We start from the raw sequence: 23,758 nt of genomic DNA on the forward strand, positions 1-23,758 counted from the left end.
CCGGCCTTGCGGGGTTCGAGGGATCGGACGAGAGATCAACGAAGGGGGCGGCCGAGGGCCTTGGCGAGCAGGCGCTGCGGGCTGCGCTCGGGGCGGGCCTGGTCGGCCACCGCGAGGTAGGCGGTCTGCTCCAGCATGTACTGGCCGCCCATGGCGCCGTGCATGACGAGGTCGGAGAAGGTCACCCAGGTCTGGCCGGGCGAGAAATGCACGTCGGCCTGGGGCGCGGTCTCCTGGTAGCGCATGTCCTGCTTCAGGGCGTCGTGCAGGTGCAGCATCAGGTGGTCGTATTCGCTCCGGCGCGCCTTGGTGATCTTGAGGAGCGCCAGCATCCGGGCGGAGAGCGGCGAGTAGCCGGGCAGGCGCGGCAGGAACTTCTCCGCCATCGCGGAAAAATCCTCGCCGACCCGCCAGTGGCGCGGCTGGCCGTCGGGGTTGATGTTGCGGAAGATGCGCAGGATCCGCTTCTCGCCGATGGGGTTCGACGGAAAGGCGTCCACGTGCAGGCGGGTGTCGTCGCGCCGCCAGCTCAGCTTGCGCCGGTCGACCTCGTAGGGCCGGTAGGAGGTGCCGGCGAAGGAGACCTTGCCGGCATAGGCCGGCAGGTGCGCGGCGACCAGCGCCTCGGCGAAGCCGCGGTAGCGGATGAGGACCTGGCGCAGGGCCTCCTGCTCCTCCGGCGTGCCGGCCGCGCCGCGCAGGGTGGCCCCGGTCCCGCGGATGTTGACGTTCTTGGCCTTGCCGTCGGCGAAGGGGCGCTGGACGAAGCGCTCCTCGAAGGCGCTCAGGGGAAAGTCGAGGTCGGGGAACATCAGGACCGCGCCGCTCTCGAGGGCATCCACCAGGGATGGCGTGCCGGGGGGCGGCCCCGCACGGGAGACGGACACGATCGGGCTGATCATCGGGCGGGGCTCCTCGGGAAAACCGCGGCGGGACCGGCGGTTTAGCCGAACGGCGCGCCGCTGGCCACGGGCTCGGACGCGCCGGCGTCGATGCCTTCCGTCGATGCCGTCTCCTGCCCGCGCACCGCCCCGCCCCGCCCGGGTCGAAGGATAGCGGTGGATGACGGATCTTGCCTGTTGTCAGGGTGCCCGAACCGGCTCAACCCTGGGGTCCTGTCCGGCGCAACCCTGGCGTTTCGGTCGCGTTGATGGAACGGTCGCGGTTCCGGTCTCACGGAACCCTGCGGCGATGAGGATGCCGACGATGGCGACGCTGAAGGAATTCGAGGAGTCCCTGCGCGAGCACGGCATGCACATGGCCCTCGCCCTGCTGGAGCGCCTGCGCGAGCGGGACCGGGCCACGCGCACGATCAAGCCCGCCCGGCGCCTCACCGGGCAGAAGATGACCCCGGAGCTGGCCCGCGCCATCCTCGACCTGCACGCCTCCACGGGCATGACCCAGCAGGAGATCGCCTTCAAGGTCGGGGTGAACCAGGGCCGGGTCAACGAGGTGATCAAGCGCGGCAAGTGGCTCGACGACGATCCGCACGCCCCCGAGGCGGTCGCCCGCGACAGGGCGAAGGCGCGCCTGCGCGCCGATCCGCCGGCCCAGCGGCCGGCCCTGCGCCGGTCGACGGCCAAGGCGGCGGGCAAGCGCCCCAAGGGCGATGCGCCCGCGCGTCGGCCGAGCCCGCAGGGCCAGCTGATCTTCGGCGATCTGTGAGCGCTCGCGACGTCCGGGGCGGGCTTTCCGAGGCGCATGCGGTCGAGACACGGTAGACCCGTCCGGGATCGGCCGGGCGGGCCGCGCGTTGACCGGCCATGCCGAACCGTGTCCTCGCCGTCGCCCTCGCGCTTTCCGCCTGCACGGCGCCCGCCCTCGCCCAGCGGGCTTCCACCACGAGCATGTCCTGCAGCCAGGCCAAGGCGTTGGTGGATCGACGCGGCGGCCTCGTGCTCGGGACCGGTGGGCCGACCTATGACCGCTTCGTGCGCGACCGCAGTTTCTGCGAGGTCACGGAAATCACGGTGCCGGCCTTCGTGCCCGCCGGAGATACGCCGCACTGCTTCGTGGGCTACCGCTGCAAGGAGCCGAGCCGCGACGACTGGTTCGACGGAGGCTTCTGAAAAGCGCGAGAGCGCCCCGGCCTCGCGGCCGGGGCGCTCCGCACGTCCATCGGCGCCGATCAGGCGGCCTGCTGCACCGAGCCCTCGATCACCGGGGCCTGCTGGGCGCGGCCGGTCGCGATCTGGATCTGGCGCGGCTTCTTCGCCTCCGGAATCTCGCGGACGAGATCGATGTGGAGGAGACCGTTCTCGAGGGCGGCCCCCGTCACCTGGACGTAATCGGCGAGCTGGAACCGACGCTCGAAGGCGCGGGCCGCGATGCCCTGGTGCAGGAATTCCGCCGGCTTGGCCGGGTCGGACTTGCGCTCGCCCTTCAGCGTCAGCGCATTCTCCTTGACCTCGATCGCGAGATCGGAATCCGTGAAGCCGGCCACCGCCACCGTGATCCGGTAGGCGTTCTCGCCGGTGCGCTCGATGTTGTAGGGCGGATAGGTCGGGGCCGCGTCGGCACTGACGAACTGGTCGAGGGCCGAGAACAGGCGGTCGAAACCGACGGTGGAGCGGTAGAGGGGAGCAAGGTCGAACTGACGCATCACACATTCTCCGTAAGAAGCAACATGCAGGTTTCGGGTCCGCCCGTGGGCCGGACCGTGCGCACCGCCGTATTGGCCGGTACAGCCGTGATATCGGAGCGGAATTTGAGCCTCGCAAGAGCCTGGGCCGCGGCCCGGGCCAAAAATTTCGGTCCCTTTCCTAAACTTTCGGCCCCTTACTCCGCGTGAGACTTCGTCGATGCTGACCCTGCGTTCCACCCCCGACAATCCCGTTCCGCCGGGCGGTGCCCTCAAGGCGGTGCGCACCGAGGACGGGATCGAGCTGCGGGCCGCCCATTGGCGCCCGACCACCCGCCTGGTGAAGGGCACGGTCTGCCTCCTCCAGGGCCGGGCCGAATTCATCGAGAAGTACTACGAGACCATCGCCGACCTGCGCGGGCGGGGCTTCGCCGTCGTCGCCTTCGACTGGCGCGGCCAGGGCGAATCGCAGCGGCAGGTCGACGACCCCCACCGGGGGCACGTCGCCCATTTCGACGATTACCGCCGCGACCTGAAGGCGATCGAGGACGCGATCCTGCGCCCGTTGATGCCCCATCCGCATCTCTGCCTCGCGCACTCGATGGGCGGCGCCGTCGCGCTGACCGGCGCCCATGACGGCTGGCTGCCGTTCCGGCGCATCGTGACCGTGGCGCCGATGCTGTCGATCCGCATGGTGCGCTGGCCCGCTGGCGCGGCCTTCCTCGCGCGCGTCCTGCACGCGATCGGGTGGGGCCGGCGCTACATCCCCTTCGGCTCGGCGGTCTCGATCGCCACCAAGCCCTATCCGAACAATCGCCTGTGCCGGGACCCGAAGCGCTACGCCCGCAACGCGGCGGCGGCCCGCGACGTCGGGGCCGGGGCCGTCGGTGATCCCAGCATCGCCTGGCTCGCCAGTGCCTTCCGGGCCATGAAGCGCCTCGCCGCGCCCGGCGTGCCGGGACGGATCGCGGTGCCGACCCTGATCGTCGCGGCCGGCGCCGATCCCGTCTGCGGCACCCGCACCACCGAGCGCTTCGCCCGCCGCCTCCGGGCCGGGCACATCCTGGTGCTGCCCGGCGCGCGCCACGAGATCCTGTCGGAGCGCGACGCGATCCGGGAGGATTTCTGGGCGGCCTTCGATGCCTTCATGCCGGGCTCCGACGCGGCGGAGCCGGCCGAACGCGCGCGCCTGGAGGCGTGACTCTCGACCCGAGCTCGCCGCGGATGCGGGCTTTCTCCGCTCCTGAACGCGGCCCCGCGCCTTGCCTGCGTCGGATTTGCGCCCTTCCGAGCGGACACAGGCATTTGTCTTGCCCCGTCGAGGACTTCATGCCTAGCCTACCGCGCCGAATGGGCCGGATAGCCAGGGATGTGGTCCGTTGGAGCCAGGCGATACGACGGCTGAGGCGGGTCTGCCAAACTTCTTCCTGACGACGTCAGGCCTGCCGTCCGAAGAGGCCTTCGAGCGATGGCGCACCCTCTTGGCGCCGATGTACGAAGTCAGCCCGACGACGCGATCCGCCCCCCTGCCCTTCGGCACCAACGTTGCCTACCAGATCAGCGATCTCGTCACCCATCGCTCGCTGCTCTCGAACCAGCGGCTCCGGCGGGACCGCCGACGCGTCGATGCGGGTCCCGACCATTACATGGTCCAGCTCTACCGATCCGGCCGCTTCCAGGGCATCGTCGGCGGCAAGGACGTGTCGGCCTCGCCGGGGACCGTGACGTTCATCGGCCGCCGTCACCTGCTCGATGGCATGCTCGACCGAGCCGATGCGATCGGCATCGCCGTCCCGACCACCCGCCTTCACGGGCTGCCGGTCGAGGAGCACGGCCTGCGCTTCGATGCGGCCCGCAACCGGCTGCTGGCCGCGCGCATTCTGGACATCTACCGCCGCTTGCCGACCACACGCGCTGACGAAGCTCAGGCTTTCGCGGATGAGTTCGTCGCCTTCCTGCGCCGACTCCTCGATGCGTCACAGGCCACGGATGTGTTGGACGGCCGCGAACTCGACGGCGGGCTGATGGCGCTGGCCAGGATGATCGTGCAGGCAAACCTGTCGCGGTACGACCTGTCGCCCGAGTTCATCGCCGCGCAGATGCTGGTCTCGCGGTCCACCCTCTACCGCATGTTCGAGCCGGAGGGGGGTGTGATGCACTTCGTGCAGGGCGAGCGCCTGAGGGCGGTGCGCGACGCTCTGGCCGATCCGCTGGAGCGGCGGACCATCGGTCGGTTGGCCGAGGTGTTCGCCTTCAGCAGCGTCTCCCAGCTCAGCCGCAGCTTCCGCAAGCGCTACGGTGCGCCCCCTCAGGCTTGGCGCGGCGAGCGTCGGGTGGTCCAGCAGGTCGGCGGTCGCGGGACGGTGCAGCACGTCTGGAGATGGCTGCGCGAAACGTGAGGACTTCGTCGGGATATGCCGGCGCCACGACGCCGTGGGGCGGCGGCCGTGTCTCGCACGCATCGATCCTCTGCAGACCGCACGCGCGTGGCGAGCGCCGGAATCGAACCGCCGGGTGCGTGAGCCACGAAGGCGACGTAACGGCGCGCCTCACGGATTGAGGTGGCGCAGGGCCGCTTCGTGCAGGCGGCGGTCCCCGGCGGCGACGATGCGTCCGCCCCCGGTGGCCGGGCCGCCGTCCCAGGTCGTCACGACGCCGCCCGCGCCCTCGATGATCGGGATCAGCGCGACGATGTCGTAGGGCTTGAGCCCGGCTTCCACCACGAGGTCGACCTGGCCGGCGGCGAGCATGCAATAGGCGTAGCAGTCGGTGCCGTAGCGGGAGAGGCGCACCGCGCCTTCGAGGCCACGGAAGCGCTCGCGCTCCTCGCCCTCCGCGAACAGGCGGGGGTCCGTGGTGGCGAGGACCGCCTGGCCGAGGGCGGTGCCGCGCCGGGTCAGGAGCTGGCGCTCGCCGCGCGGCGCGCGCAGGCGGGCCTGGGCGCCGTCGCCGGAGAACAGCTCGCCGAGATAGGGCTGGTGCATCAGGCCGCGCACCGCCGCGCCGTGATGGGTCAGGCCGATCAGCGTGCCCCAGGTCGGCAGGCCGGCGACGAAGGCCCGGGTCCCGTCGATGGGGTCGAGCACCCAGACGCACTCGGCGTCGAGGTTCTCCGAGCCGAATTCCTCGCCCAGGATGCCGTGGGTCGGCAGCTCCCTCCGGATCATGCCGCGCATGGCCACCTCGGCGGCCCGGTCGGCCTCGGTCACCGGGTCGAAGGCGGCCCCGCCGCCGGCCTTGTCGTCCATGCCGAAGGCGGCGCGGAAGAACGGCAGGATCGCCTGCCCCGAGGCGGTGGCGAGATCGTCCATGAACCGCGCGAGATCGACGACGCCCATCGGCACTCCCCTCAGGCAAGGCCCCGTCCGTCAGGGTCCCGGAATGCCGGTGAGCGAAGCGGACGGAGGGGCCGGCGGTCAAGCCCAAAACCGCACCCCCGGCCGTCAGACCGGCATCGGCTGCACCCGGGCGAACTCGGTCTCCGGCTCCGGCGCCTCGGCGGCCGGGCCGCGGGTCCCGTGCGCGGCGGCCACCACGGCCTCCACGGCGGCCCGCAGGGACGAGACGTGGATGTCGGCATCCACCGCCCGGCGCCGGGTCGCCGTGTCGAGGCCGGCATCGTCCGCCTGCCACAGGCCGAGGACGAAGCAGGCGCCCGGCAGCGTGCGGCGCAGGCGCTCGGTCAGCCGGCGCAGGTGCGTGGGCTCCCCGCTGATCGCCATCGACACGATGCAGACGAGCCGGGCCGGGCCGGGATCGAACGCCCCGATCCGCGCCCGGGCCACGTCGCCGAACGGGACCACCCGGGCGCCGATCCCGCGCTTGGCCAGGAGCTGGGCCAGGATCGCGCAGGCGGATTCGTCGACGAAGCTGCGCCCGGCCACGCACAGGACGGTGCCGGCGGGCCGCCAGGCCTCCGGCACGGGCTCGGGCCGCGGGGCGCCCGGATCGGCCTTGGCCTCGGTGTCGCTGCGCAGGTCGTCGCGGTCGGCCATCTCCTCGATGAGGCCGCCGACGCTGGCCCGGATGTCGTTCTTCTGCTCGGTGGTGAGCACGCCCCGGGCGGCGTCCCGGGCGGCGAGCTCGAGGCCCTTCACCACCACCTCGTCGTAATAGGCCGTGAGCGAGCAGGACTTCAGGATGAGGTCGGCATGCTCCTGCGCCTCCTCCGGGTCGTCGGCCAGGATGCGCTGGTAGAAGTTCTCCACCGGCGTCAGGGCCGGCCGGTCGCCGAACAGCACGTCGAGGAATTCGAGCTTGTCGACGTGGCGCCCGAGCACCACGAGGCAGACCGTCAGCGGCGTCGAAAGCAGCAGGCCGACGGGTCCCCAGAGCCAGGTCCAGAACAGGGCCGAGACCAGGACCGCGAAGGGGGACATGCCGGTGGACTGGCCATAGAGCATCGGCTCGATGAAGTGCCCGACCAGGGGCTCCAGGATGAGGAACAGGATCAGCGTCCCGATCACCATCGACCAGCCGGGATCGATCGCGGCCGCCAGCGCCAGGGGGAACAGGGCCGACACGAAGGCGCCGACATAGGGCACGAAGCGCATCAGCGCCGAGAAGATGCCCCACAGGACCGGGTTCGGCACGCCCAGGACGTACAGCCCGATGCCGACCACCAGGCCGAACGAGGCGTTGAGGCCGAGCTGGACCAGGAAGTAGCGGCTGAGGCGCTTGGCGGCGTCGTCCATCGCCACCGTGGTGCGGTGGAGGTCGCTGGAGCCGGCGAGCCGGATCATGCGGTCGCGCAGGTCCTCGCGCTGCATCAGCAGGAAGAGCAGCACGACGAAGACGATGCCGATGGTGGCGAGCGGGTGCAGGATCGGCGAGAGCAGCGTGCCCGCCAGCGTCACCGGCCCCGGCACGCGTTCCTTCACCTCGACCAGGATCGCCTTCTCGGGCGGCGCGGGATTGGCCCGGGATTCGGGTTTGGGCTCCGGTTTGGGCTCCTCGTGGCTCTCGTGCATCGTCCGGCCGATGCTGGCGACGTAGCCGGCGAGACGCCCGGCCGGCGTGTCGTTGAGGCCCTCGATCTTGCGCTCGATGGTGCTGCGGTAGCGCGGCACGTCCTTGGCGATGTCGGCGAGCTGGACGCCGATCAGCGTCGCCAGCGCCGCGGCGGTGCCCAGCGCCAGGAGGACCGAGGCCGCCACCGAGAGGAAGCGGCCGAAATGCCAGCGCCGCAGCAGGTTCACCAGGGGGCCGAGGACGAAGGAGAGCAGGATCGCGATGGCGATCGGGATCAGCACGTCGCGCCCGACATAGAGCCCGACCATGATCAGGGCGGCGACGATGATCGGCGAGGTCAGGGCCTGGGTCGGCGTGCCGGCCGCCGGGATGCGCGTCGGTCGCGGCGGGACGAGGGACGGCTTCGGGGGTGATCGCAGGGCCATTCCGAATTCCGTGTTCCTGACGCAACGCGACGCGGCGGGCCGGCTCTCCGGCCGGCATCGCCGCGATGAGAACGAAGCGCCCGGGACAATCGATCCCTCCCGGCGGTTCGCCGCGTCGCGAAACCGTGATCGCGCCGGTTCGCGCGTGCATTCTCTGCATGGCTCGGCGGCAGCTTCGCGCAGGCAACGGCGTCCCGGAAGCGGGATGGGCCGGGCTTTCGGAAGATCATGCCTCAGTGGACGCGATGATCTCGCCCGTATGGCCCGAGAGCGGAGGGGCCGTCGCGGGCCGCGATACAGAGGCAGGTCTTCGCGAGTTCGAACCCCGTGCCGCCATCCGGGCGCCGACCGGCGCGAACACGGGTGCTGCATCTGCGCGGTCGCCGAAGACGCGTTTCTCGATTCCTGGCGACCATTCCGGTCTAGAGCGAAGCAACGAAGGATAGGGCCGCCGACGGAGACACGGAAACTGACGAAGCAACGGGCTTTAATCGAATGATAAGCTTGTTTTCGTAGGAATTGCCGACGCGCGACGACGATCGTGGTCCGGCGAAGATTGGGGGCGGTTTTGCACCACATGGCGATGGATGTTGGCGCTGCGCCCGACGCCACGAACTTGCGCGGGATCGCCGCCGAGATCGCAGAGCTTCAGCGTATCTCGTCCGACAAGAGCCGGCGCATCCAGGCGATCACCGGGCAGGTCAAGATGCTCGCCCTGAACGCCTTGATCGAGGCGTCCCGCGCCGGCGAGATGGGCCGCGGCTTCTCCGTGGTGGCGCAGGAGGTGCGGGCGATCGGCGCCGAGGTCGAGGGCGTCGCCCGGGCGCTCGAGGTCGAGCTGTCGAACCGCATCGCCGGTCTCCAGGTCCGGGTCCGGAGCTTCGCCGAGGGCTCGCAGACCGACCGGCTGATCGACCTCGCCCTCAACGCGGTCGAACTCATCGACCGCAACCTCTACGAGCGCACCTGCGACGTGCGCTGGTGGGCCACCGACGCGGCCATGGTGGCCTGCGCCGCGGCCCCGACCCCCGCGGCGGCCGCCCACGCCACCCGGCGCCTGGGCATCATCCTCGATGCCTACACGGTCTATCTCGACCTCTGGCTCTGCGACCTGCAGGGCAACGTCCTCGCCCATGGCCGACCCGACCGCTATCCCGGCCTCGTCGGGCGCAATGTCGCCGACCAGGACTGGTTCCGCCGCGCGGCCGCCCTCCCCGACGGGGATGCCTACGTCGCCGCCGACGTGACGGGCCAGCCCGGCCTCGGCGGGGCAAAGGTGGCGACCTACTGCGCCAGCATCCGCGCGGACGGCGACAGCCGGTCCCGGCCGATCGGCGTCCTGGCGATCCACTTCGACTGGCAGGCCCAGGCCCGCGCCATCGTCGACGGCGTGCGGGTGGCGGGCGAGGACCGGGCCCGCACCCGGGTCCTCCTCGTCGATGCGCGCCACCGGGTGATCGCGGCCTCGGACGGCCGCGGCGTGCTGGAGGAGACCCTGCCGCTGCCCGCCGACGGCCGCATGAGCGGCGCCGACCTCGACCCCCGGACCGGCCGGATCGTCGCCTTCCACCGAACCCCCGGCTACGAGACCTATGCGGGGCTGGGCTGGTACGGGGTCATCGTCCAGTCCCCGGGCTGAACCCCGTTCAGACCACCACCGGCATCGCCGCCTGGCCCGCGTCGCCGAAGACGCGGGTGTAGCGCGCGATCTCCTCGGCCGGGCCGATCGCCTTCGACGGGTTGTCGGAGATCTTCACGGTGGGCCGGCCGTCGGCGGCGATCACCTTGCAGACGATGGAGATCGGGTCGAGGCGGCCGTCCGGCACCAGGCCGCGGAAATCGTTGGTGAGCAGCGTGCCCCAGCCGTAGCCGATCCGCATCCGGCCGTGGAAATGGGCGTGGATCGCCTCGATGGTGTCGATGTCGAGCCCGTCGGAGAAGATCGCGAGCTTTTCGCGCGGGTCCGAGCCGCGCGCGCGCCACCAGGCGATGGCCTCCTCGCCGCCGGCGATCGGCTCCTTCGAGTCGATGCGGATGCCGGTCCAGGCGTTCATCCAGTCGGGGGCGTGGCGCAGGAAGCCCGTGGTGCCGTAGGTGTCGGGCAGCATCACCAGCAGGTTGCCCGCGTAATCCTGCTGCCAGTCGGCCAGCACGTCGTAGGGCGCGCGGGCGAGGCCCGCATCGTCGTCGGCCAGTGCCGCGTAGACCATCGGCAGCTCGTGGGCATTGGTGCCCACGGCCTCGACCTCGCGGCGCAGGGCGATCAGGCAGTTCGAGGTGCCGAGGAAGCGGTCGCCGAGCGCCTCGTGCATCGCCTCGACGCACCAGTCCTGCCACAGGAAGCCGTGGCGGCGCCGGGTCCCGAAATCCGCGATGGAGAGGCCGGGCAGGCGCTGCAATCGCTCGATCTTCTCCCAGACCCGGGTCATGGCCCGGGCGTAGAGCACCTGCAGGTCGAGCTTCCCGAGGTGGCGCACCACGCCCCGCGTGCGCAGCTCGTTGAGGATGGCCAGCGCCGGCACCTCCCACATGGTGGTCTCGAGCCAGGGGCCGTGAAAGGTGAGGACGTACTGGCCGTCCCGGGCCTCCAACTCGTAGTCTGGCAGGCGAAACGCCTCGAGCCAGTCCATGAAGTCGGCCGAGAACATCTGGCGCTGGCCGTAGAAGGTGTTGCCGCGCAGCCAGGTGGATTCGCCCCGGCTCAAGCGCACCGAGCGGGCATGGTCGAGCTGCTCGCGCAGCTCCCCGGCATCGACGAACTCGGCCAGCCGCACCTGCCGCGAGCGGTTCTGGATGCCGAAGGTGACGCGGGCGTCGCGATGGCGGCGGAAGATCGTCTGCGCCATCAGGAGCTTGTAGAAGTCCGTGTCGAGCAGCGACCGGACGATCGGGTCGATCTTGAAGCTGTGGTTGTACACCCGCGTGGCGAGATCGAGCATGGTTCGGATCACGGCCCTTCAGAGGACGCCCCCGGCGCCCGCGCGGCCGCAGAGGCGCACGGCAGCGCGGGTCGAGTCAATCGGCCGCGACGCGGGGTTGGGATGCGGCGGTTGGCGGGGCGATGACCCGGACGCGCCGGGCGACGGCGGATGGGGCCGCGGCGGCATCCCCATCACTTCCCGCGGGATCCCGTCTTCACCGAAACGGAATTTGGAATCGTTCGCACTTAAGTGCATCCTGTCCGGGCACCGGGCCGGCTCGTCAGGAACAATAAGACGAGACGCTCGACCCTCGGAGGAACCATGAACGAGATCGTCAAGCCCGACTCCCTGCTCGTCTCTCAGGCCGAGAGCCTGACCGAGACCTTCTTCGGCGGTTGTCCGCATGACTGCCCGGACACTTGCTCGATGCTGTTCGAGGTGCGTGACGGCGAACTGCTGGGCGTGCGCGGCAACCCGGACCATCCGATGACCCGGGGCGGTCTCTGCGTGAAGCTGAAGGATTACGAAAAGCGCCACTACCACCCGGACCGGCTGCTCTACCCGATGAAGCGGGTCGGCCCGAAGGGTTCGAAGCAGTTCGAACGCATCACCTGGGACGAGGCCCTCGACACCATCGTGACGCGCTGGAAGGCGATCATCGATCAGTACGGCGCGCAAGCCATCGCGCCCTACAGCTACCTCGGCAACCAGGGCCTCGTGCACGGGCTGAACGGCGGCGACGCCTTCTTCAACCGGATGGGCGCCACCGTGACCGAGCGCACCTTCTGCGGCGAGGGCTCGTGCACGGCGTGGCTGCTCACCGTCGGCCCGACCGCCGGGCTCGACCCGGACAGCTACATCCACTCGAAGTACATCGTGATCTGGGCCTGCAACTCGGTCAGCACGAACCTGCATCACTGGGCCATCGTGAAGGACGCCCAGAGACAAGGCGCCAAGGTCGTCGTGATCGACACCTACGCCTCGCGCACCGCCAAGGCCGCCGACTGGCACATCGCCCCGAAGCCCGGCACGGACGGCGCGCTCGCCATGGCGCTGATCAACGCGATCATCGAACAGGGCCTGGTCGACCAGGACTACGTCGACAACTACACGGTCGGCTTCCCGGAGCTGAAGGAGCGGGCCAGCACCCGCACGCCCGAATGGGCCGCCGAGATCACCGGCGTCTCCGCCGAGGACATCCGCAAGCTCGCCCGCGAGATGGCGACCGAGCAGCCGGTGGGCATCCGCATGGGCGTGGCGCTCGAGCGGCACTACGGCGGCGGCCAGACCATCCGGGCGGTCTCGTCCATTCCGGCGCTCACCGGCGCCTGGCGCCATGTCGGCGGCGGCGTCACGCAGTTCGGCGTCTGGGAGCATCCCTACAAGTTCGACGTGATGTGCCGGCCCGACCTGATCCCCGAGGGCACCCGCGTCGTCTCGAACCTTCAGATCGGCCGGGCGCTCACCGGCGCGTTGAAGCTCGACCCGCCGATCATGTCGATGATGTGCTGGAACTCGAACCCGGTCACCCAGGCGCCCGAGACCGACAAGATCGTGGAAGGCCTGATGCGCGAGGACCTGTTCATGGTCTCGGCCGAGCATTTCATCTCGGACACGGCCTCCTACGCCGACATCCTGCTCCCGGCCACGATGGGCGCGGAGATGGAGGACATGATCCTGTCCTGGGGCCACCTCTACCTGACCTACAACACCAAGTGCGCGGACGCGCCCGGCGAGGCGATCCCCAACAACGAGATCTTCCGGCAGCTCGCGGCCCGGCTCGGCTTCGAGGAAGAGAACTTCAAGTGGACCGACTCGGAGTGCCTGGAGCACTACGTCGACTGGAGCTCGCCGGCCTGCGAGGGCATCGACCTCGCCTACATGCGCGCGCACGGCTTCGCCCGCCTCAAGGTCGGCACGCCGGACGACCGGGCGCCCCACCGCGAGGGCAACTTCCCGACGCCGACCGGCAAGTGCATGTTCATGGTCGAGGGCGCCACGAACTTCGTCGCGCCGCCGTTCCGGCAGATGTACGAGGGCTTCCAGCCCGGCGAGGCCCTCGACCCGCTGCCCGACTACCTGGGTCCGCGGGAATCCCACGCCAACGATCCGGAACTGGCCAAGCGCTTCCCGCTCAACATCGTCTCGCCGAAGAGCCACTACTTCCTGAACTCCTGCTACGCGAACATGGAGGACAAGCAGAAGGGCCAGGGCGAGCAGTTCGTGATGATCAGTCAAGCCGACGCCGACGCCCGCGGCATCCGGGACGGCGACCGGGTGCGGGTCGCCAACGACCGGGGCGCCTTCAAGGGCGTGGCGCGCATCACCGACGACGTGAAGCCCGGGATCGTGGTCGCGACGCTGGGTTACTGGCGCCAGCTCAACGAGGGCACGGTCAACAGCATCTCGTCGCACGCCTTCACCGACATGGGCCACGCGCCGTCCTTCTCGGACAACCTCGTCGAGGTCGCCCGGGCGAACTAGGACCGTCGCCGGGGAGCGGCACGACGCCTCGATGGAACAGCGCAGGCGTCCCACGGGACGCCTGTTTTCTGCCCGAGACCCACCGACCCGCCCCCGAAACGCGGCCGAGCCACGGCGGACGCCAGATCAGGCGGTTCCGGCGCCTGGCCCGTCCGCATGCGGGACCTCACAAACACAGAGGGCGGCGCGCCCCTCGGCACGCCGCCCCCGACCAGACCCGAGCCTGGACGTCAGGCGAGGTCGACCTTCCTGGTCTCGGTCTTGGGCGACTCGCCCGTCAGCGCGGCCTTCACGTAGCCGTAGATGTGCAGCATCGTGGCGTTCGGGCTGTCCCAGTACTCGCCCTTCTCGGGGTGGACGCGCAGGAGGGCGACCTCGGGATCCTCCTTGCCGTTGGGGAACCAGGTCTTCAGGCTCTCGCTCCACTTGTCGTTGATGGTCGCCTGGTCGGTGACGATCTCGGCCTTGCCGGCGATCGACACGTAGGTCTGGCTCGACGGATCCGAGTAGGCGAGGTTGATCTGGTTGTCCTTGCTGATCTCGGCGGTCTTCGGGGAGTGCAGCTTGGTGAAGAACCACAGGTCGCCGTTCCCGTCCGCCTCCTGGCACCACATCGGGCGGCTGTAGAGCTTCCCGTCCTGGTCGGCGGTGGTCATCATCGCGACCTTGACGTCCTTGATGAGGGCGAACAGCTTCTTGGCGCCCTCGTGGTCGCGGTGGTTGCCCTGGTGCATGGGATCGCAGTCTCCAACTCGACGAATGGTTTTCCGGCGCGCTGATCGGCAGCCGGATCGTGTGCTCAACGAGCCAGGGCCGCATTGGTTTCGGACAGGCGCGCCGCCGGGGGCAGCGCGGACCCGCCCTGGGCGGCCGGGCGGGCCGGCTTGCGGCGCATTGCGCCGAGCCGGCCGAGGCGGCGCTCGTCGAGGAGGACGGCCGCCCCGTCGACCACGCGGACGACGTGGCGGTTCCGGCCCTGGCCCTTGGCCTCGTAGAGGGCGGCATCCGCCTCGGCCAGGAGCTCGGCCGGGGAGGTCGTGCGTCCGGCCGGCGTCACGGCGACGCCGATGCTCACGGTGACGAAGGGCTCGCCGTCGCCCCGCGCCGCGTGCGGGATCTCCAGGGCGCCGATGCCCGCGCGCAGGCGCCGGACCACCCGGGCGACGGCCCGATCGTCGCAGCCGCGCATCAGCACGGAGAATTCCTCCCCGCCGTAGCGGGCGACGCAGTCGCGCCCGCCGCGCGTCTCCCCCGCCAGGGCCTCGGCGATCCGGCGCAGGCAGGCATCGCCGGCCGGGTGCCCGTAGGCGTCGTTGAAGCGCTTGAAGTGATCGACGTCGATCATCAGCAGGGCGATGCCGCGCGCGTCGCCGCCCGTGGCGGACAGGGCGCCGTCGAGGGCGCGGCGGTTGGCGAGTCCGGTGAGGGCGTCCGTCTCCGACAGCGCGGCGAGCACGCGCCGGTCCCGCTCGAGGTCGGCCGAGCGCAGGATCTCCCGCAGGGAGACGAGGTAGGACCGCCGCCGCACGCCCTCGATCTGGTGATTGCCGTAGAGCACGAAGAAGGCGCCGGCCACGGTCTGGAACGCGAGGCAGAGGGCGAGCGCGGGGGGCAGGTCGACCCGCAGGGCGATGCTGGCGAAGGAGGCCGCCACGCTTAGGCCGGTGAGGATCAGCGCGTGGGGGAAGCGCAGCACCAGCATCATGGTGGCGAACACCATCATCAGCGGGTACTCGATGTAGCAGATGGCGCTCATCGCCTCCCGCTCCAGGCCGAACAGCAGGATCGGCACCGCAATGACCAGCAGCATCGTGGCCGTGACCATGCGCTCGCGCCGCGGCCCCGGCATCCGGGTGACCGACCAGGCCAGCAGCAGGCCGAGCGGCGTCACCAGGAACAGCCGCAGGGCCAGCGCCAGGGGCAGCATGTCCGGCATCAGCAGGGCGGTGGTCAGATTGTAGGCGTTGTGGAACACGAGCCCGATCAGGATCGTGCGGCGCAGGTGGAGCGCCCGCTCCCGGCCGGTGTCGATCTCGTAGCGGGCCGAGACCGGCCGGGAAAAGCGCAGGAGATACGGGCTCATGGTCAGGTCGCGATCGGCGACCTCACCGCGCGGGCGGAGCTTCGACGTCCCGGCGGGGGCCGGAGACCGGGAGCGGAACGAGGGCGGCACGCGGAACCAGGGGGGCACGATGGAGGAATCCTGCAGCGGTCGAGGCCGCCGGTCAGCGTCCTCTTCGTGTTGCACCGAACGTCGCGAATGGCCCGCCGGACGCAAAGCGGCGCCCCTCCCCTCGACTCATGCCTACCGGAACCTGAACGAATTGATCGAAATCGGGGCGCGTCGTCGGCCCCGTCCGGATCGCCAGGGAGGCCTGCCGCGACGAGGGGTCTCGCCCCCGGCATGCGGGAGGAGCGCTTGCGCTCCGTCACGGCCTGTGCTGTCGCATGGGCTCGTCGCGCGCGGCCCGGCCGAGGCCACGGCATCCGCGATCCCCGAAGTGTCGCTGCGCCCCGGCCCCCGGCCTGGCGCGGCCAGGAGCCCGAACCTTGGCGATCACCCGTGACGACGTCCTGAAGGCGCTCTCGAGCGTGACCGTCGATGCCGCGGGCACCACCCTGCCCGCCTCCGGACGCCTGTCGCAGGTGGTGGTCGACCCGACCAACCGCGTGATGTTCTCGATCCTGATCGACCCCGACGAGGCCGAGCGCTTCGAACCGATCCGGCGTCAGGCCGAGGGCGCGATCCTGGCCACGCCCGGCGTCTCCGGGGTCTTCGCGAGCCTGACCTCCGAGCGCGGACCGAACCAGCCGGCCCAGACCGCCCCGCAAGCCGCGGCCCCGCAGCCGCCCGCCCCCGGCCGTCCCGCCGCGCCGCCGCCGCCGCGGACCGGCCCGGCCCTTCCGGGCGTGCGCCACATCGTGGCCGTCGCCTCCGGCAAGGGCGGCGTCGGCAAGTCGACCACCGCCTGCAACCTCGCCCTCGCCCTCTCGGCCCAGGGCTTGAAGGTCGGCCTGCTCGATGCCGACATCTACGGCCCCTCGGTGCCGAAGCTGTTCGGCCTGTCGGGCAAGCCGCGCGTCATCGAGGAGCGGCTGCTCGCGCCGATGGAGGGCTTCGGCATCAAGGTGATGTCGATCGGCTTCCTGATCGAACCCGAGACGGCGATGATCTGGCGCGGGCCGATGGTGCAGTCGGCCATCACCCAGATGCTGCGCGAGGTCGCCTGGGGCGAGCTCGACATCCTCGTGGTCGACATGCCCCCCGGCACCGGCGACGCGCAGCTCACCATGGCCCAGGCGACCCCCCTCTCCGGGGCGGTGATCGTCTCGACGCCGCAGGACCTCGCCCTGATCGATGCGCGCCGCGGCGTCACGATGTTCCGAAAGGTCGCGGTGCCGATCCTGGGCGTCATCGAGAACATGGCGACCTTCATCTGCCCGCATTGCGGAACGGCCTCCCACATCTTCGGGCATGGCGGCGCGCGGGCCGAGGCCGAGCGGCTCGCGGTGCCGTTCCTCGGCGAGGTGCCGCTGAACATGACGATCCGCGAGACCTCGGATGCCGGCCGCCCGGTGGTGGCGGTGGACCCCGACGGTCCGCACGCGCAGGTCTATCGCGGCATCGCGGCGAAGCTCTGGGGCAACCTGACCGGCGGCCCGGCTCCGCGGGCGGCGCCCCGCATCGTCATCGAGTAGCGGCCGATGCCGCCGGTGCTGGGCGTGATCCTCGCCGGCGGGCTCGCGCGCCGCATGGGCGGGGGCGACAAGCCCCTGCGGATCCTCGGCGGCCGCACCCTGCTCGACCGGGTGCTCGCCCGCTTCGCCCCGCAATGCCCGGCCGGCGTGATCCTCAACGCCAACGGCGATCCGGGCCGCTTCCGCGATTTCCCGGGCGCGATCGTGCCCGACGGCGTGGCCGACAATCCGGGGCCGCTCGCCGGGATCCTCGCCGGGCTGGAACACGCGGCGGCCCACCACCCGGCCACGCGCCACGTCGCCAGCGTCTCCGGCGATGCGCCCTTCCTGCCGACCGACCTCGTCGCCCGCCTCGTCGAAGCGGCCGGGCGGGACGACGCCATCGCGATGGCGGCGTCGGGCGGGCGCGAGCACTTCACGGTGGCGCTCTGGCCCGTAGCCCTGCGGGCGGACCTGCGCGAGGCTCTGGTCGCCCGCGGCGAGCGCCGGGTCGGCGCCTTCCTCAGGCGCCACGGCGCGGTGGCGGTGTCCTGGCCGGCGGAGCCCGACGACCCCTTCGCCAACATCAACGCGCCGGACGACCTGGCGGCCGCCGAGGCCCGCCTCGCCGCGAGCGGAGACATCTGACACGGCGGGGTCGGGCCGCTCAAACCGGGCCATGCCCGGCCGCCGCACGCGCCCGCCAGCGCGGATAGAGCAGCCCGAGGACGAGGCCGCCGAGGACGAGGCCGGCGGCGCCGAGCTTCCAGGCCGGCAGTGGCTCGCCGAGCCAGAGGGCCGAGGCGCCCATGCCGAAGACCGGCACCAGCAGCGCCATCGGGGTGATCAGGGCGGCGGGATGGCGCGACAGCAGCCAGCCCCAGACCGCGTAGCCGAACATCGTGTTGCCCACCGACTGCCAGACCACCGCGGCCCAGGTCGCCCGGTCGGCCCGCAGGAGGCCGTCGCGGATGGCGTCCCAGCCCTCGAGGACGAACGACGCGGCGAGGAGCGGCGGGGCCGAGAACAGGCTCGCCCAGACCACGTAGGGCAGCATCGACCGCACCCCGCTGCGCTTGGCCGCCATGTTGCCGCCGGCCCAGCTCGCCGCGGCGCAGACCACGAGCCCGAGGCCCAGCGGCGTCGTCGTGGCATCGGTGTGGAGGACGATGACGACGAGGCCCGCCGCCGCGAGGCCGAGGGCCGCCCACTGGTGGCCGGGCACCCGTTCGCCGGTGATCCGGATCGAGAGGCCGATGGTGAAGAAGACCTGGATCTGGATCACCAGGGAGGCGAGGCCCGGGGAGATGTCGCCGCGCAGGGCGATGAACAGCAGGCCGAATTGTCCGGCCCCGATCAGCAGGCCGTAGGCGGCGAGGTTGCGCCACGCGACGGCGGGGCGGGCCAGCAGACAGACGCCCGGCAGGGCGGCGAGCACGAAGCGCAGCGCCGCGAACAGCAGCGGCGGCAGGTGGTCGAGTCCGATCCGGATCACGACGAAGTTCGTGCCCCAGACCGCCACCACCGCCAGGGCGAGAAGGACGTCGCGAAGGGGGAGGGAGCCGGTCATCGCCCGCGGTTTTCCAGGCCGCGCGGGCCGTGCCAAGCCCCGCCGGACCCGAAAACGAAAGAAGTGTCCGCACCTTCGCGCGGACACTTCCCTCGAACTCGGATTTTCGGGCTCGGATCGGGTCCGGACCGGGTCAGGCGGCGCCGACGGTCGCCTTGACGATCTTGTCGGGGGAGCGCGGCGGCTCGCCCTTGTTCAGGGTGTCGACCACGTCCATGCCCTCCACGACCTTGCCCCAGACGGTGTACTGCTTGTCGAGGAAGCGGGCATCGCCGAAGCAGATGAAGAACTGCGAATTGGCCGAGTGCGGGAAGTTGGTGCGGGCCATCGAGCAGGTGCCGCGCACGTGCGGCTCGGCGTTGAACTCGGCATTGAGGTCGGGCAGGTCGGAGCCGCCCGAACCGGTGCCGGTCGGGTCGCCGGTCTGGGCCATGAAGCCGTCGATCACGCGGTGGAACGGCACGCCGTCGTAGAAGCCCTGCGCGGCGAGCGTCTTCAGGCGCTCGACATGGTTCGGGGCGAGGTCGGGGCGCAGCCCGATCACGACGCGGCCCTTGCTGGTCTCGAGGATGATGGTCTCGGTCTCTGCCATGGGTCTAGACTCCTTTTCCCTTGGGTCCTTGGTAGATGAAGCGAAGCGCGATGGGGCGCCCCGCGATGGCCGCGCCGAGGGCGGGGGTGATCCGGGCGGGCGTGCAGCGCCGGATCGCCGCCAGGGTCGCATCCGTGAGGATGCGGTAGGCGCGGGTGTCCGAATCCTGTGTCGAGAAGGTCACCCGCGGCGTGCCGATGACGGTCCCGTCCCGGCGCAGGGCGAAGCGGGCGGTGATCTCGGTGCGCTCGAAGCGAGCCAGACCCTCGGGGACCTCCCAGCACGCGGCGAGGACGGGATAGAGCTCCCGCAGGGTGTCGGCCGGGTTCTGCCCGTCGGCAGACCTCCGTCCGTCGGCCATGCCCGCCTGCGGCGCGGCCTGCGGGACCTGGACGGTGCCCCGCAGGGTCTCGGGCAGGGTCAGCGGGCCGGTGGAGGGCGCCGCCCGCACGGGGAGCCCGGCGGCGACGAATGCCGCCAGCGCCCCGAGGTGGCGGCCGGCGCCCCGCAAACTACTTGGCTCCCTGCGCCATCTGCATCTTCACGATCTTGTCGGGGTTCTGCACCGCCCCGCCCGCGGCGCCGGGCGCCGCCTTCTTGATCGCGTCGACGGCCTCCATGCCCGAGGAGACGAGGCCGACCACGGTGTACTGGCCGTTGAGGAACGGCGCGTCGCCGAGGCAGATGAAGAACTGCGAGTTGGCGGAGTTCGGGTCGGAGGAGCGGGCCATGCCGACGGTGCCGCGCTTGAACGGCGCCTGCGAGAACTCGGCCGGGATGTTCGGCAGGCTGGAGCCGCCGGTGCCGTTGCCCTTCGGGTCGCCGGTCTGGGCCATGAAGCCGTCCATCACCCGGTGGAACTTGAGGCCGTTGTAGAAGCCCTGCTTGATCAGGGTCTTGATCTGAGCGACGTGCTTCGGGGCGATCTCGGGACGGAGTTCGATGGTGACGCGACCGTCCTTGGTCTCGAGGTAGACCGTGTTCTCGTCCACCGCCCAGGCCGCGGGGGTCGTGGCGAGCAGGCCGGCGAGGCTGAGGAGGGCGAGGCGGCGATTCAGTCCAAAGGCCATGGGGTCGGCATGCTTTCGTTGGTCGTGACGAGGAACGGCTCAGGCCGCGGCGAAGCGCTGGGCGAGGCGCGCCGCCACCAGCGGCGGCACGAAGGGCGAGACGTCGCCGCCCATGGCCGCGATCTGGCGGACGAGGGTGGCGGTGATCGGCCGGACGCCCGTGGAGGCGGGCAGGAACACGGTCTGCACCTCCGGCGCCATGGCGCCGTTCATGCCGGCGAGCTGCATCTCGTAGTCGAGATCGGTGCCGTCGCGCAGGCCGCGGATGAAGACGGTGGCGCCGACCCGCCGCGCCGCCGTGACCGCGAGGTCGTCGAAGGTCACGATGGTCAGCGCGGTGCCCTCGGCCTCGGCCAGGGGGCCGCAGGTGGCGGTCAGGAGTTCGGCGCGTTCCTCGGGCGAGAACATCGGCGCCTTGCCGGGATGCACGCCGATGGCGATGACGAGGTTCGGCACGAGGCGGCACGCCTGACGAATGACGTCGAGGTGTCCGTTCGTGACCGGGTCGAACGAGCCGGCATAGAGGGCGGTGCGGATCATCGCGGCCCGGGGTAGAGCATTTCGTCCCGAAACGGAACCTCCGGTCGGAGCAGGAAAACGGCGTGACCTCCGCGCGGCGGCGTGGACGGCTCCCGGGCCATCCGCGCCGCCATGGGGCTCAAGCGGTCTCTTCGCCGCCCTCGATCGAACCGCCGTCGGTCTCGTCCTCGCCCTCGATGTGCTCGACGGACACGACCTTCTCGGTCTTCTCCGTGTTGAACACCGTCACACCCTGCGAGGCGCGGCCGACGATGCGGATGTCGTCCACCGGCACGCGGATGAGCTGGCCGCCATCGGTGACTAGCATGATCTGGTCGGAGGGCTGCACCGGGAAGGAGCCCACGAGGTTGCCGTTGCGGGCGTTGACCCGCATCGCCGTGATGCCTTTGCCGCCGCGGCCCGAGGTCCGGTACTCGTAGGACGAGGTCCGCTTGCCGAAGCCGCGCTCGGACAGGGTGAGGACGAACTGCTCGGCGGCGCCCATCTCGTTGTAGCGCTCCAGGGAGATGGCGCTCGCCTCGGCGACCCCCTCCTCCGCCTCGGGGCTCGCCGTCTCCTCGCCCTCGACCCCGTCGCCGATCACGGCGCGGCGCATCTTCAGGTAGCCCGCCCGCTCCTCGGGCGAGGCATCGAAGGCGTTGAGGATCGTCATCGAGATGACGCGGTCGTCCTTGCCCAGGCTGATGCCGCGCACGCCGGTGGAATCGCGGCCCTTGAAGACGCGGACGTCCTCCACGGGGAAGCGGATGCACTGGCCGGCCTGGGTGGTGAGCAGCACGTTCTGGTCGGCGCGGCAGATCTCCACGTGGACGATGTGGTCGCCCGCATCGAGCTTCATGGCGATCTTGCCGGCACGGTTCACCTGCACGAAGTCGGAGAGCTTGTTCCGGCGCACGCTGCCGCTCGCGGTGGCGAACATGACGTCGAGGGTCTCCCAGGAGGCCTCGTCCTCGGGCAGCGGCATGATGGTGGTGATGCGCTCGGTGCCGGCATCCATCGACAGGATGTTGACCAGCGCCTTGCCGCGGGCGTTCGGCGCCGCCATCGGCAGGCGCCAGACCTTCTCCTTGTAGACCTGGCCCTGGTTCGAGAAGAACAGCACCGGCGTATGGGTGTTGGCGACGAACAGGCGGGTGACGAAGTCCTCGTCGCGGGTCGACATGCCCGAGCGTCCCTTGCCGCCCCGGCGCTGCGCGCGGTAGGTCGAGAGCGGCACGCGCTTGACGTAGCCCGCATGCGACACGGTGACGACCATGTCCTCGCGCTGGATCAGGTCCTCGTCCTCGACGTTCGAGTCCCAGTCCAGGATCACGGTGCGGCGTGGGGTGGCGTAGGCCTCGCGGACCTCCGCGAACTCGTCCTTGACGATGCCCATGATGCGCAGGCGCGAGCGCAGGATGTCGAGGTAGTCGGCGATCTCGTCGGCGAGCTTCTTCAGCTCGTCGCCGATCTCGTCGCGGCCGAGCGCGGTGAGGCGCTGCAGGCGCAGGTCCAGGATGGCGCGGGCCTGCACCTCGGAGAGGCGGTAGGTGCCGTCCTCGGCCACCCGGTGGCGCGGATCGTCCACCAGGGCGATGAGCGGCGCGATGTCGTGGGCGGGCCAGCTGCGCGCCATCAGCGCGTCGCGGGCGGTGTTGGGATCGGGCGAGGTCCGGATCAGGCGGATCACCTCGTCGATGTTGGCGACCGCGATGGCCAGCCCGCACAGCACGTGGGCGCGCTCGCGGGCCTTGTTGAGGAGGAACTTGGTCCTCCGCGAGACCACCTCCTCGCGGAAGTCGATGAAGGCCTGGAGCAGATCCTTCAGGTTCATCAGCTCGGGGCGGCCGCCGTTCAGCGCCACCATGTTGCAGCCGAAGGAGGATTGCAGGGGCGTGAAGCGGTAGAGCTGGTTCAGCACCACGTCCGCCATGGCGTCGCGCTTGATCTCGACGACGATGCGCATGCCGTCGCGGTCGGATTCGTCGCGCAGGTCCGAGATGCCCTCGACGCGCTTCTCCTTCACCAGCTCGGCGATCTTCTCCATGAGCGTCGCCTTGTTCACCTGATACGGGATCTCGGTGAAGATCAGCGCCTCGCGCTCCTTGCGCAGCTCCTCGACGTGGGACTTGGCCCGCATGATGATCGACCCGCGGCCCGTGGCGTAGGCCTGGCGGGTGCCGGCGCGGCCGAGGATCGAGCCGCCGGTGGGGAAGTCGGGGCCGGGCACGATCTCGGTGAGCTGCTCGATCGAGAGGCCGGGATCGTCGATGAGCGCGACGCAGGCGTCGATCAGCTCGCCGAGGTTGTGCGGCGGGATGTTGGTGGCCATGCCGACCGCGATGCCGCCGGCGCCGTTGACGAGGAGGTTGGGGAAGCGCGCCGGCAGGACGGTCGGCTCCTCGCGCGACTCGTCGTAGTTCGGCTGGAAGTCGACGGTGTTCTTGTCGATGTCGGCGAGCAGCGCGTTGGCCGGCTTGGCCAGGCGCGATTCGGTGTAGCGCATGGCCGCCGCCGGATCGCCGTCGACGGAGCCGAAATTGCCCTGCCCGTCGATGAGCATCAGGCGCATCGAGAAGTCCTGCGCCATGCGGACCAAGGCGTCGTAGATCGATTGGTCGCCGTGCGGGTGGTAGAGACCGATCACGTCGCCGACGATGCGGGCCGACTTGACGTATTTGCGCTCGGGCAGGTGCCCGCTCTCGTAGGCGGCGTAGAGGATGCGCCGGTGCACGGGCTTGAGGCCGTCGCGCGCGTCCGGCAGCGCCCGGCTCACGATCACGCTCATGGCGTAATCGAGGTAGGAGCGCTTCATCTCGTCGGTGATGGACACGGGCTTGATGTCGGAGGCGGGCGGCGGCGTGCCGGCGCCCGGAATATCGTTCTCTGCCAAGGTCTTCGGTCTCTACCTGTCCGGGGTCCGGAGCGTCGGCGGCAAGGGTCGGTC

21 protein-coding genes are annotated in these 23,758 nt (G+C 70.7%); 8 read left to right on the top strand and 13 right to left on the bottom strand.

The annotated features are described in order from the left end of the window. Positions 1–35: 35 nt before the first annotated feature. Positions 36–902: a Kdo hydroxylase family protein gene (locus ACLBWX_RS15390; RefSeq protein WP_447677901.1), complete on the bottom strand. Its 867-nt coding sequence runs from the start codon at positions 900–902 to the stop codon at positions 36–38. Positions 903–1,206: 304 nt separating this feature from the next. Between ACLBWX_RS15390 and ACLBWX_RS15395 the strand changes: the two genes are divergently transcribed. Together ACLBWX_RS15395 and ACLBWX_RS15400 are read left to right on the top strand one after the other, a co-directional pair. After that, the gene (locus ACLBWX_RS15395; RefSeq protein WP_447677902.1) at positions 1,207–1,665 is read left to right on the top strand and encodes an RNA polymerase subunit sigma-70; all 459 of its coding nucleotides are present in this window, start codon (positions 1,207–1,209) and stop codon (positions 1,663–1,665) included. A gap of 98 nt (positions 1,666–1,763) precedes the next feature. Continuing rightward, positions 1,764–2,069: a hypothetical protein gene (locus ACLBWX_RS15400; RefSeq protein WP_447677903.1), complete on the top strand. Its 306-nt coding sequence runs from the start codon at positions 1,764–1,766 to the stop codon at positions 2,067–2,069. A 59-nt stretch (positions 2,070–2,128) separates the two neighbouring features. Here the strand turns inward: ACLBWX_RS15400 and ACLBWX_RS15405 are convergent, their stop codons facing one another. Next, a complete protein-coding gene (locus tag ACLBWX_RS15405; RefSeq protein WP_447677904.1) occupies positions 2,129–2,602 on the bottom strand; it encodes an Hsp20 family protein in 474 nt (157 codons plus the stop codon). Positions 2,603–2,801: 199 nt separating this feature from the next. Here ACLBWX_RS15405 and ACLBWX_RS15410 point away from each other — a divergent pair, with 199 nt between their 5' ends. Together ACLBWX_RS15410 and ACLBWX_RS15415 are read left to right on the top strand one after the other, a co-directional pair. Continuing rightward, positions 2,802–3,782, top strand: a complete 981-nt coding sequence (locus ACLBWX_RS15410; RefSeq protein WP_447677905.1) for an alpha/beta fold hydrolase — start codon at positions 2,802–2,804, stop codon at positions 3,780–3,782. Between the two features lie 178 nt (positions 3,783–3,960). Then, positions 3,961–4,980 (top strand): helix-turn-helix domain-containing protein, encoded by a 1,020-nt coding sequence (locus ACLBWX_RS15415; protein WP_447677906.1) that lies wholly within the window; start codon positions 3,961–3,963, stop codon positions 4,978–4,980. 150 nt (positions 4,981–5,130) lie between these two features. On the opposite strand, the gene hisN is transcribed toward ACLBWX_RS15415, so the two are convergent. Both hisN and ACLBWX_RS15425 read right to left on the bottom strand, forming a co-directional pair. Continuing rightward, positions 5,131–5,919 (bottom strand): histidinol-phosphatase, encoded by a 789-nt coding sequence (hisN, locus tag ACLBWX_RS15420; protein WP_447677907.1) that lies wholly within the window; start codon positions 5,917–5,919, stop codon positions 5,131–5,133. A 105-nt stretch (positions 5,920–6,024) separates the two neighbouring features. Further along, positions 6,025–7,977 (bottom strand): AI-2E family transporter, encoded by a 1,953-nt coding sequence (locus ACLBWX_RS15425; RefSeq protein WP_447677908.1) that lies wholly within the window; start codon positions 7,975–7,977, stop codon positions 6,025–6,027. Positions 7,978–8,554: 577 nt separating this feature from the next. On the opposite strand from ACLBWX_RS15425, the gene ACLBWX_RS15430 reads away from it, so the two are divergent. Further along, positions 8,555–9,616, top strand: coding sequence for a methyl-accepting chemotaxis protein (locus ACLBWX_RS15430; RefSeq protein WP_447677909.1), 1,062 nt, complete (start codon positions 8,555–8,557; stop codon positions 9,614–9,616). Positions 9,617–9,623: 7 nt separating this feature from the next. On the opposite strand, the gene pncB is transcribed toward ACLBWX_RS15430, so the two are convergent. Further along, entirely contained in the window at positions 9,624–10,916 is a 1,293-nt protein-coding gene (gene pncB, locus ACLBWX_RS15435; RefSeq protein WP_447677910.1) for a nicotinate phosphoribosyltransferase, read from the bottom strand. A 303-nt stretch (positions 10,917–11,219) separates the two neighbouring features. On the opposite strand from pncB, the gene ACLBWX_RS15440 reads away from it, so the two are divergent. After that, positions 11,220–13,382 carry a molybdopterin-containing oxidoreductase family protein gene (locus ACLBWX_RS15440; protein ID WP_447677911.1) on the top strand — a complete coding sequence of 721 codons (2,163 nt, stop codon included), beginning with the start codon at positions 11,220–11,222 and terminating at the stop codon, positions 13,380–13,382. Between the two features lie 230 nt (positions 13,383–13,612). On the opposite strand, the gene ACLBWX_RS15445 is transcribed toward ACLBWX_RS15440, so the two are convergent. Continuing rightward, the gene (locus ACLBWX_RS15445; RefSeq protein ID WP_447677912.1) at positions 13,613–14,116 is read right to left on the bottom strand and encodes a pyridoxamine 5'-phosphate oxidase family protein; all 504 of its coding nucleotides are present in this window, start codon (positions 14,114–14,116) and stop codon (positions 13,613–13,615) included. Between the two features lie 65 nt (positions 14,117–14,181). Beyond that, on the bottom strand, positions 14,182–15,573 hold the full coding sequence (locus ACLBWX_RS15450) for a GGDEF domain-containing protein (protein WP_447677913.1): 1,392 nt from the start codon (positions 15,571–15,573) through the stop codon (positions 14,182–14,184). 359 nt (positions 15,574–15,932) lie between these two features. On the opposite strand from ACLBWX_RS15450, the gene ACLBWX_RS15455 reads away from it, so the two are divergent. Then, positions 15,933–17,081, top strand: coding sequence for an Mrp/NBP35 family ATP-binding protein (locus ACLBWX_RS15455; RefSeq protein ID WP_447677914.1), 1,149 nt, complete (start codon positions 15,933–15,935; stop codon positions 17,079–17,081). 6 nt (positions 17,082–17,087) lie between these two features. Further along, positions 17,088–17,708: a molybdenum cofactor guanylyltransferase MobA gene (gene mobA, locus ACLBWX_RS15460; RefSeq protein WP_447677915.1), complete on the top strand. Its 621-nt coding sequence runs from the start codon at positions 17,088–17,090 to the stop codon at positions 17,706–17,708. 19 nt (positions 17,709–17,727) lie between these two features. Here mobA and ACLBWX_RS15465 read toward each other — a convergent pair whose 3' ends face one another. From ACLBWX_RS15465 to gyrA, 6 genes are all read right to left on the bottom strand, one after another. Continuing rightward, positions 17,728–18,630: an EamA family transporter gene (locus ACLBWX_RS15465; protein WP_447677916.1), complete on the bottom strand. Its 903-nt coding sequence runs from the start codon at positions 18,628–18,630 to the stop codon at positions 17,728–17,730. A 133-nt stretch (positions 18,631–18,763) separates the two neighbouring features. Then, the gene (locus ACLBWX_RS15470; protein WP_056474122.1) at positions 18,764–19,222 is read right to left on the bottom strand and encodes a peptidylprolyl isomerase; all 459 of its coding nucleotides are present in this window, start codon (positions 19,220–19,222) and stop codon (positions 18,764–18,766) included. A 4-nt stretch (positions 19,223–19,226) separates the two neighbouring features. After that, positions 19,227–19,703 (bottom strand): hypothetical protein, encoded by a 477-nt coding sequence (locus ACLBWX_RS15475; protein WP_447677958.1) that lies wholly within the window; start codon positions 19,701–19,703, stop codon positions 19,227–19,229. Between the two features lie 31 nt (positions 19,704–19,734). Further along, entirely contained in the window at positions 19,735–20,280 is a 546-nt protein-coding gene (locus tag ACLBWX_RS15480) for a peptidylprolyl isomerase (protein ID WP_447677959.1), read from the bottom strand. 51 nt (positions 20,281–20,331) lie between these two features. Next, positions 20,332–20,832: a pantetheine-phosphate adenylyltransferase gene (coaD, locus tag ACLBWX_RS15485; RefSeq protein ID WP_447677917.1), complete on the bottom strand. Its 501-nt coding sequence runs from the start codon at positions 20,830–20,832 to the stop codon at positions 20,332–20,334. Between the two features lie 118 nt (positions 20,833–20,950). After that, a complete protein-coding gene (gene gyrA, locus ACLBWX_RS15490) occupies positions 20,951–23,704 on the bottom strand; it encodes a DNA gyrase subunit A (protein WP_447677918.1) in 2,754 nt (917 codons plus the stop codon). Between the last annotated feature and the right edge of the window lie 54 nt (positions 23,705–23,758).

Source organism: Methylobacterium sp. M6A4_1b (assembly GCF_053345175.1).

What these genes read in the sequence shown, in the direction of transcription:
- ACLBWX_RS15390 (WP_447677901.1), bottom strand. Translation starts at nt 902, where the DNA reads ATGATCAGCCCGATCGTGTCCGTCTCCCGTGCGGGGCCGCCCCCCGGC.
- ACLBWX_RS15395 (WP_447677902.1), top strand. Translation starts at nt 1,207, where the DNA reads ATGGCGACGCTGAAGGAATTCGAGGAGTCCCTGCGCGAGCACGGCATG.
- ACLBWX_RS15400 (WP_447677903.1), top strand. Translation starts at nt 1,764, where the DNA reads ATGCCGAACCGTGTCCTCGCCGTCGCCCTCGCGCTTTCCGCCTGCACG.
- ACLBWX_RS15405 (WP_447677904.1), bottom strand. Translation starts at nt 2,602, where the DNA reads ATGCGTCAGTTCGACCTTGCTCCCCTCTACCGCTCCACCGTCGGTTTC.
- ACLBWX_RS15410 (WP_447677905.1), top strand. Translation starts at nt 2,802, where the DNA reads ATGCTGACCCTGCGTTCCACCCCCGACAATCCCGTTCCGCCGGGCGGT.
- hisN (WP_447677907.1), bottom strand. Translation starts at nt 5,919, where the DNA reads ATGGGCGTCGTCGATCTCGCGCGGTTCATGGACGATCTCGCCACCGCC.
- ACLBWX_RS15425 (WP_447677908.1), bottom strand. Translation starts at nt 7,977, where the DNA reads ATGGCCCTGCGATCACCCCCGAAGCCGTCCCTCGTCCCGCCGCGACCG.
- ACLBWX_RS15430 (WP_447677909.1), top strand. Translation starts at nt 8,555, where the DNA reads ATGGCGATGGATGTTGGCGCTGCGCCCGACGCCACGAACTTGCGCGGG.
- pncB (WP_447677910.1), bottom strand. Translation starts at nt 10,916, where the DNA reads ATGCTCGATCTCGCCACGCGGGTGTACAACCACAGCTTCAAGATCGAC.
- ACLBWX_RS15440 (WP_447677911.1), top strand. Translation starts at nt 11,220, where the DNA reads ATGAACGAGATCGTCAAGCCCGACTCCCTGCTCGTCTCTCAGGCCGAG.
- ACLBWX_RS15445 (WP_447677912.1), bottom strand. Translation starts at nt 14,116, where the DNA reads ATGCACCAGGGCAACCACCGCGACCACGAGGGCGCCAAGAAGCTGTTC.
- mobA (WP_447677915.1), top strand. Translation starts at nt 17,088, where the DNA reads ATGCCGCCGGTGCTGGGCGTGATCCTCGCCGGCGGGCTCGCGCGCCGC.
- ACLBWX_RS15465 (WP_447677916.1), bottom strand. Translation starts at nt 18,630, where the DNA reads ATGACCGGCTCCCTCCCCCTTCGCGACGTCCTTCTCGCCCTGGCGGTG.
- ACLBWX_RS15470 (WP_056474122.1), bottom strand. Translation starts at nt 19,222, where the DNA reads ATGGCAGAGACCGAGACCATCATCCTCGAGACCAGCAAGGGCCGCGTC.
- coaD (WP_447677917.1), bottom strand. Translation starts at nt 20,832, where the DNA reads ATGATCCGCACCGCCCTCTATGCCGGCTCGTTCGACCCGGTCACGAAC.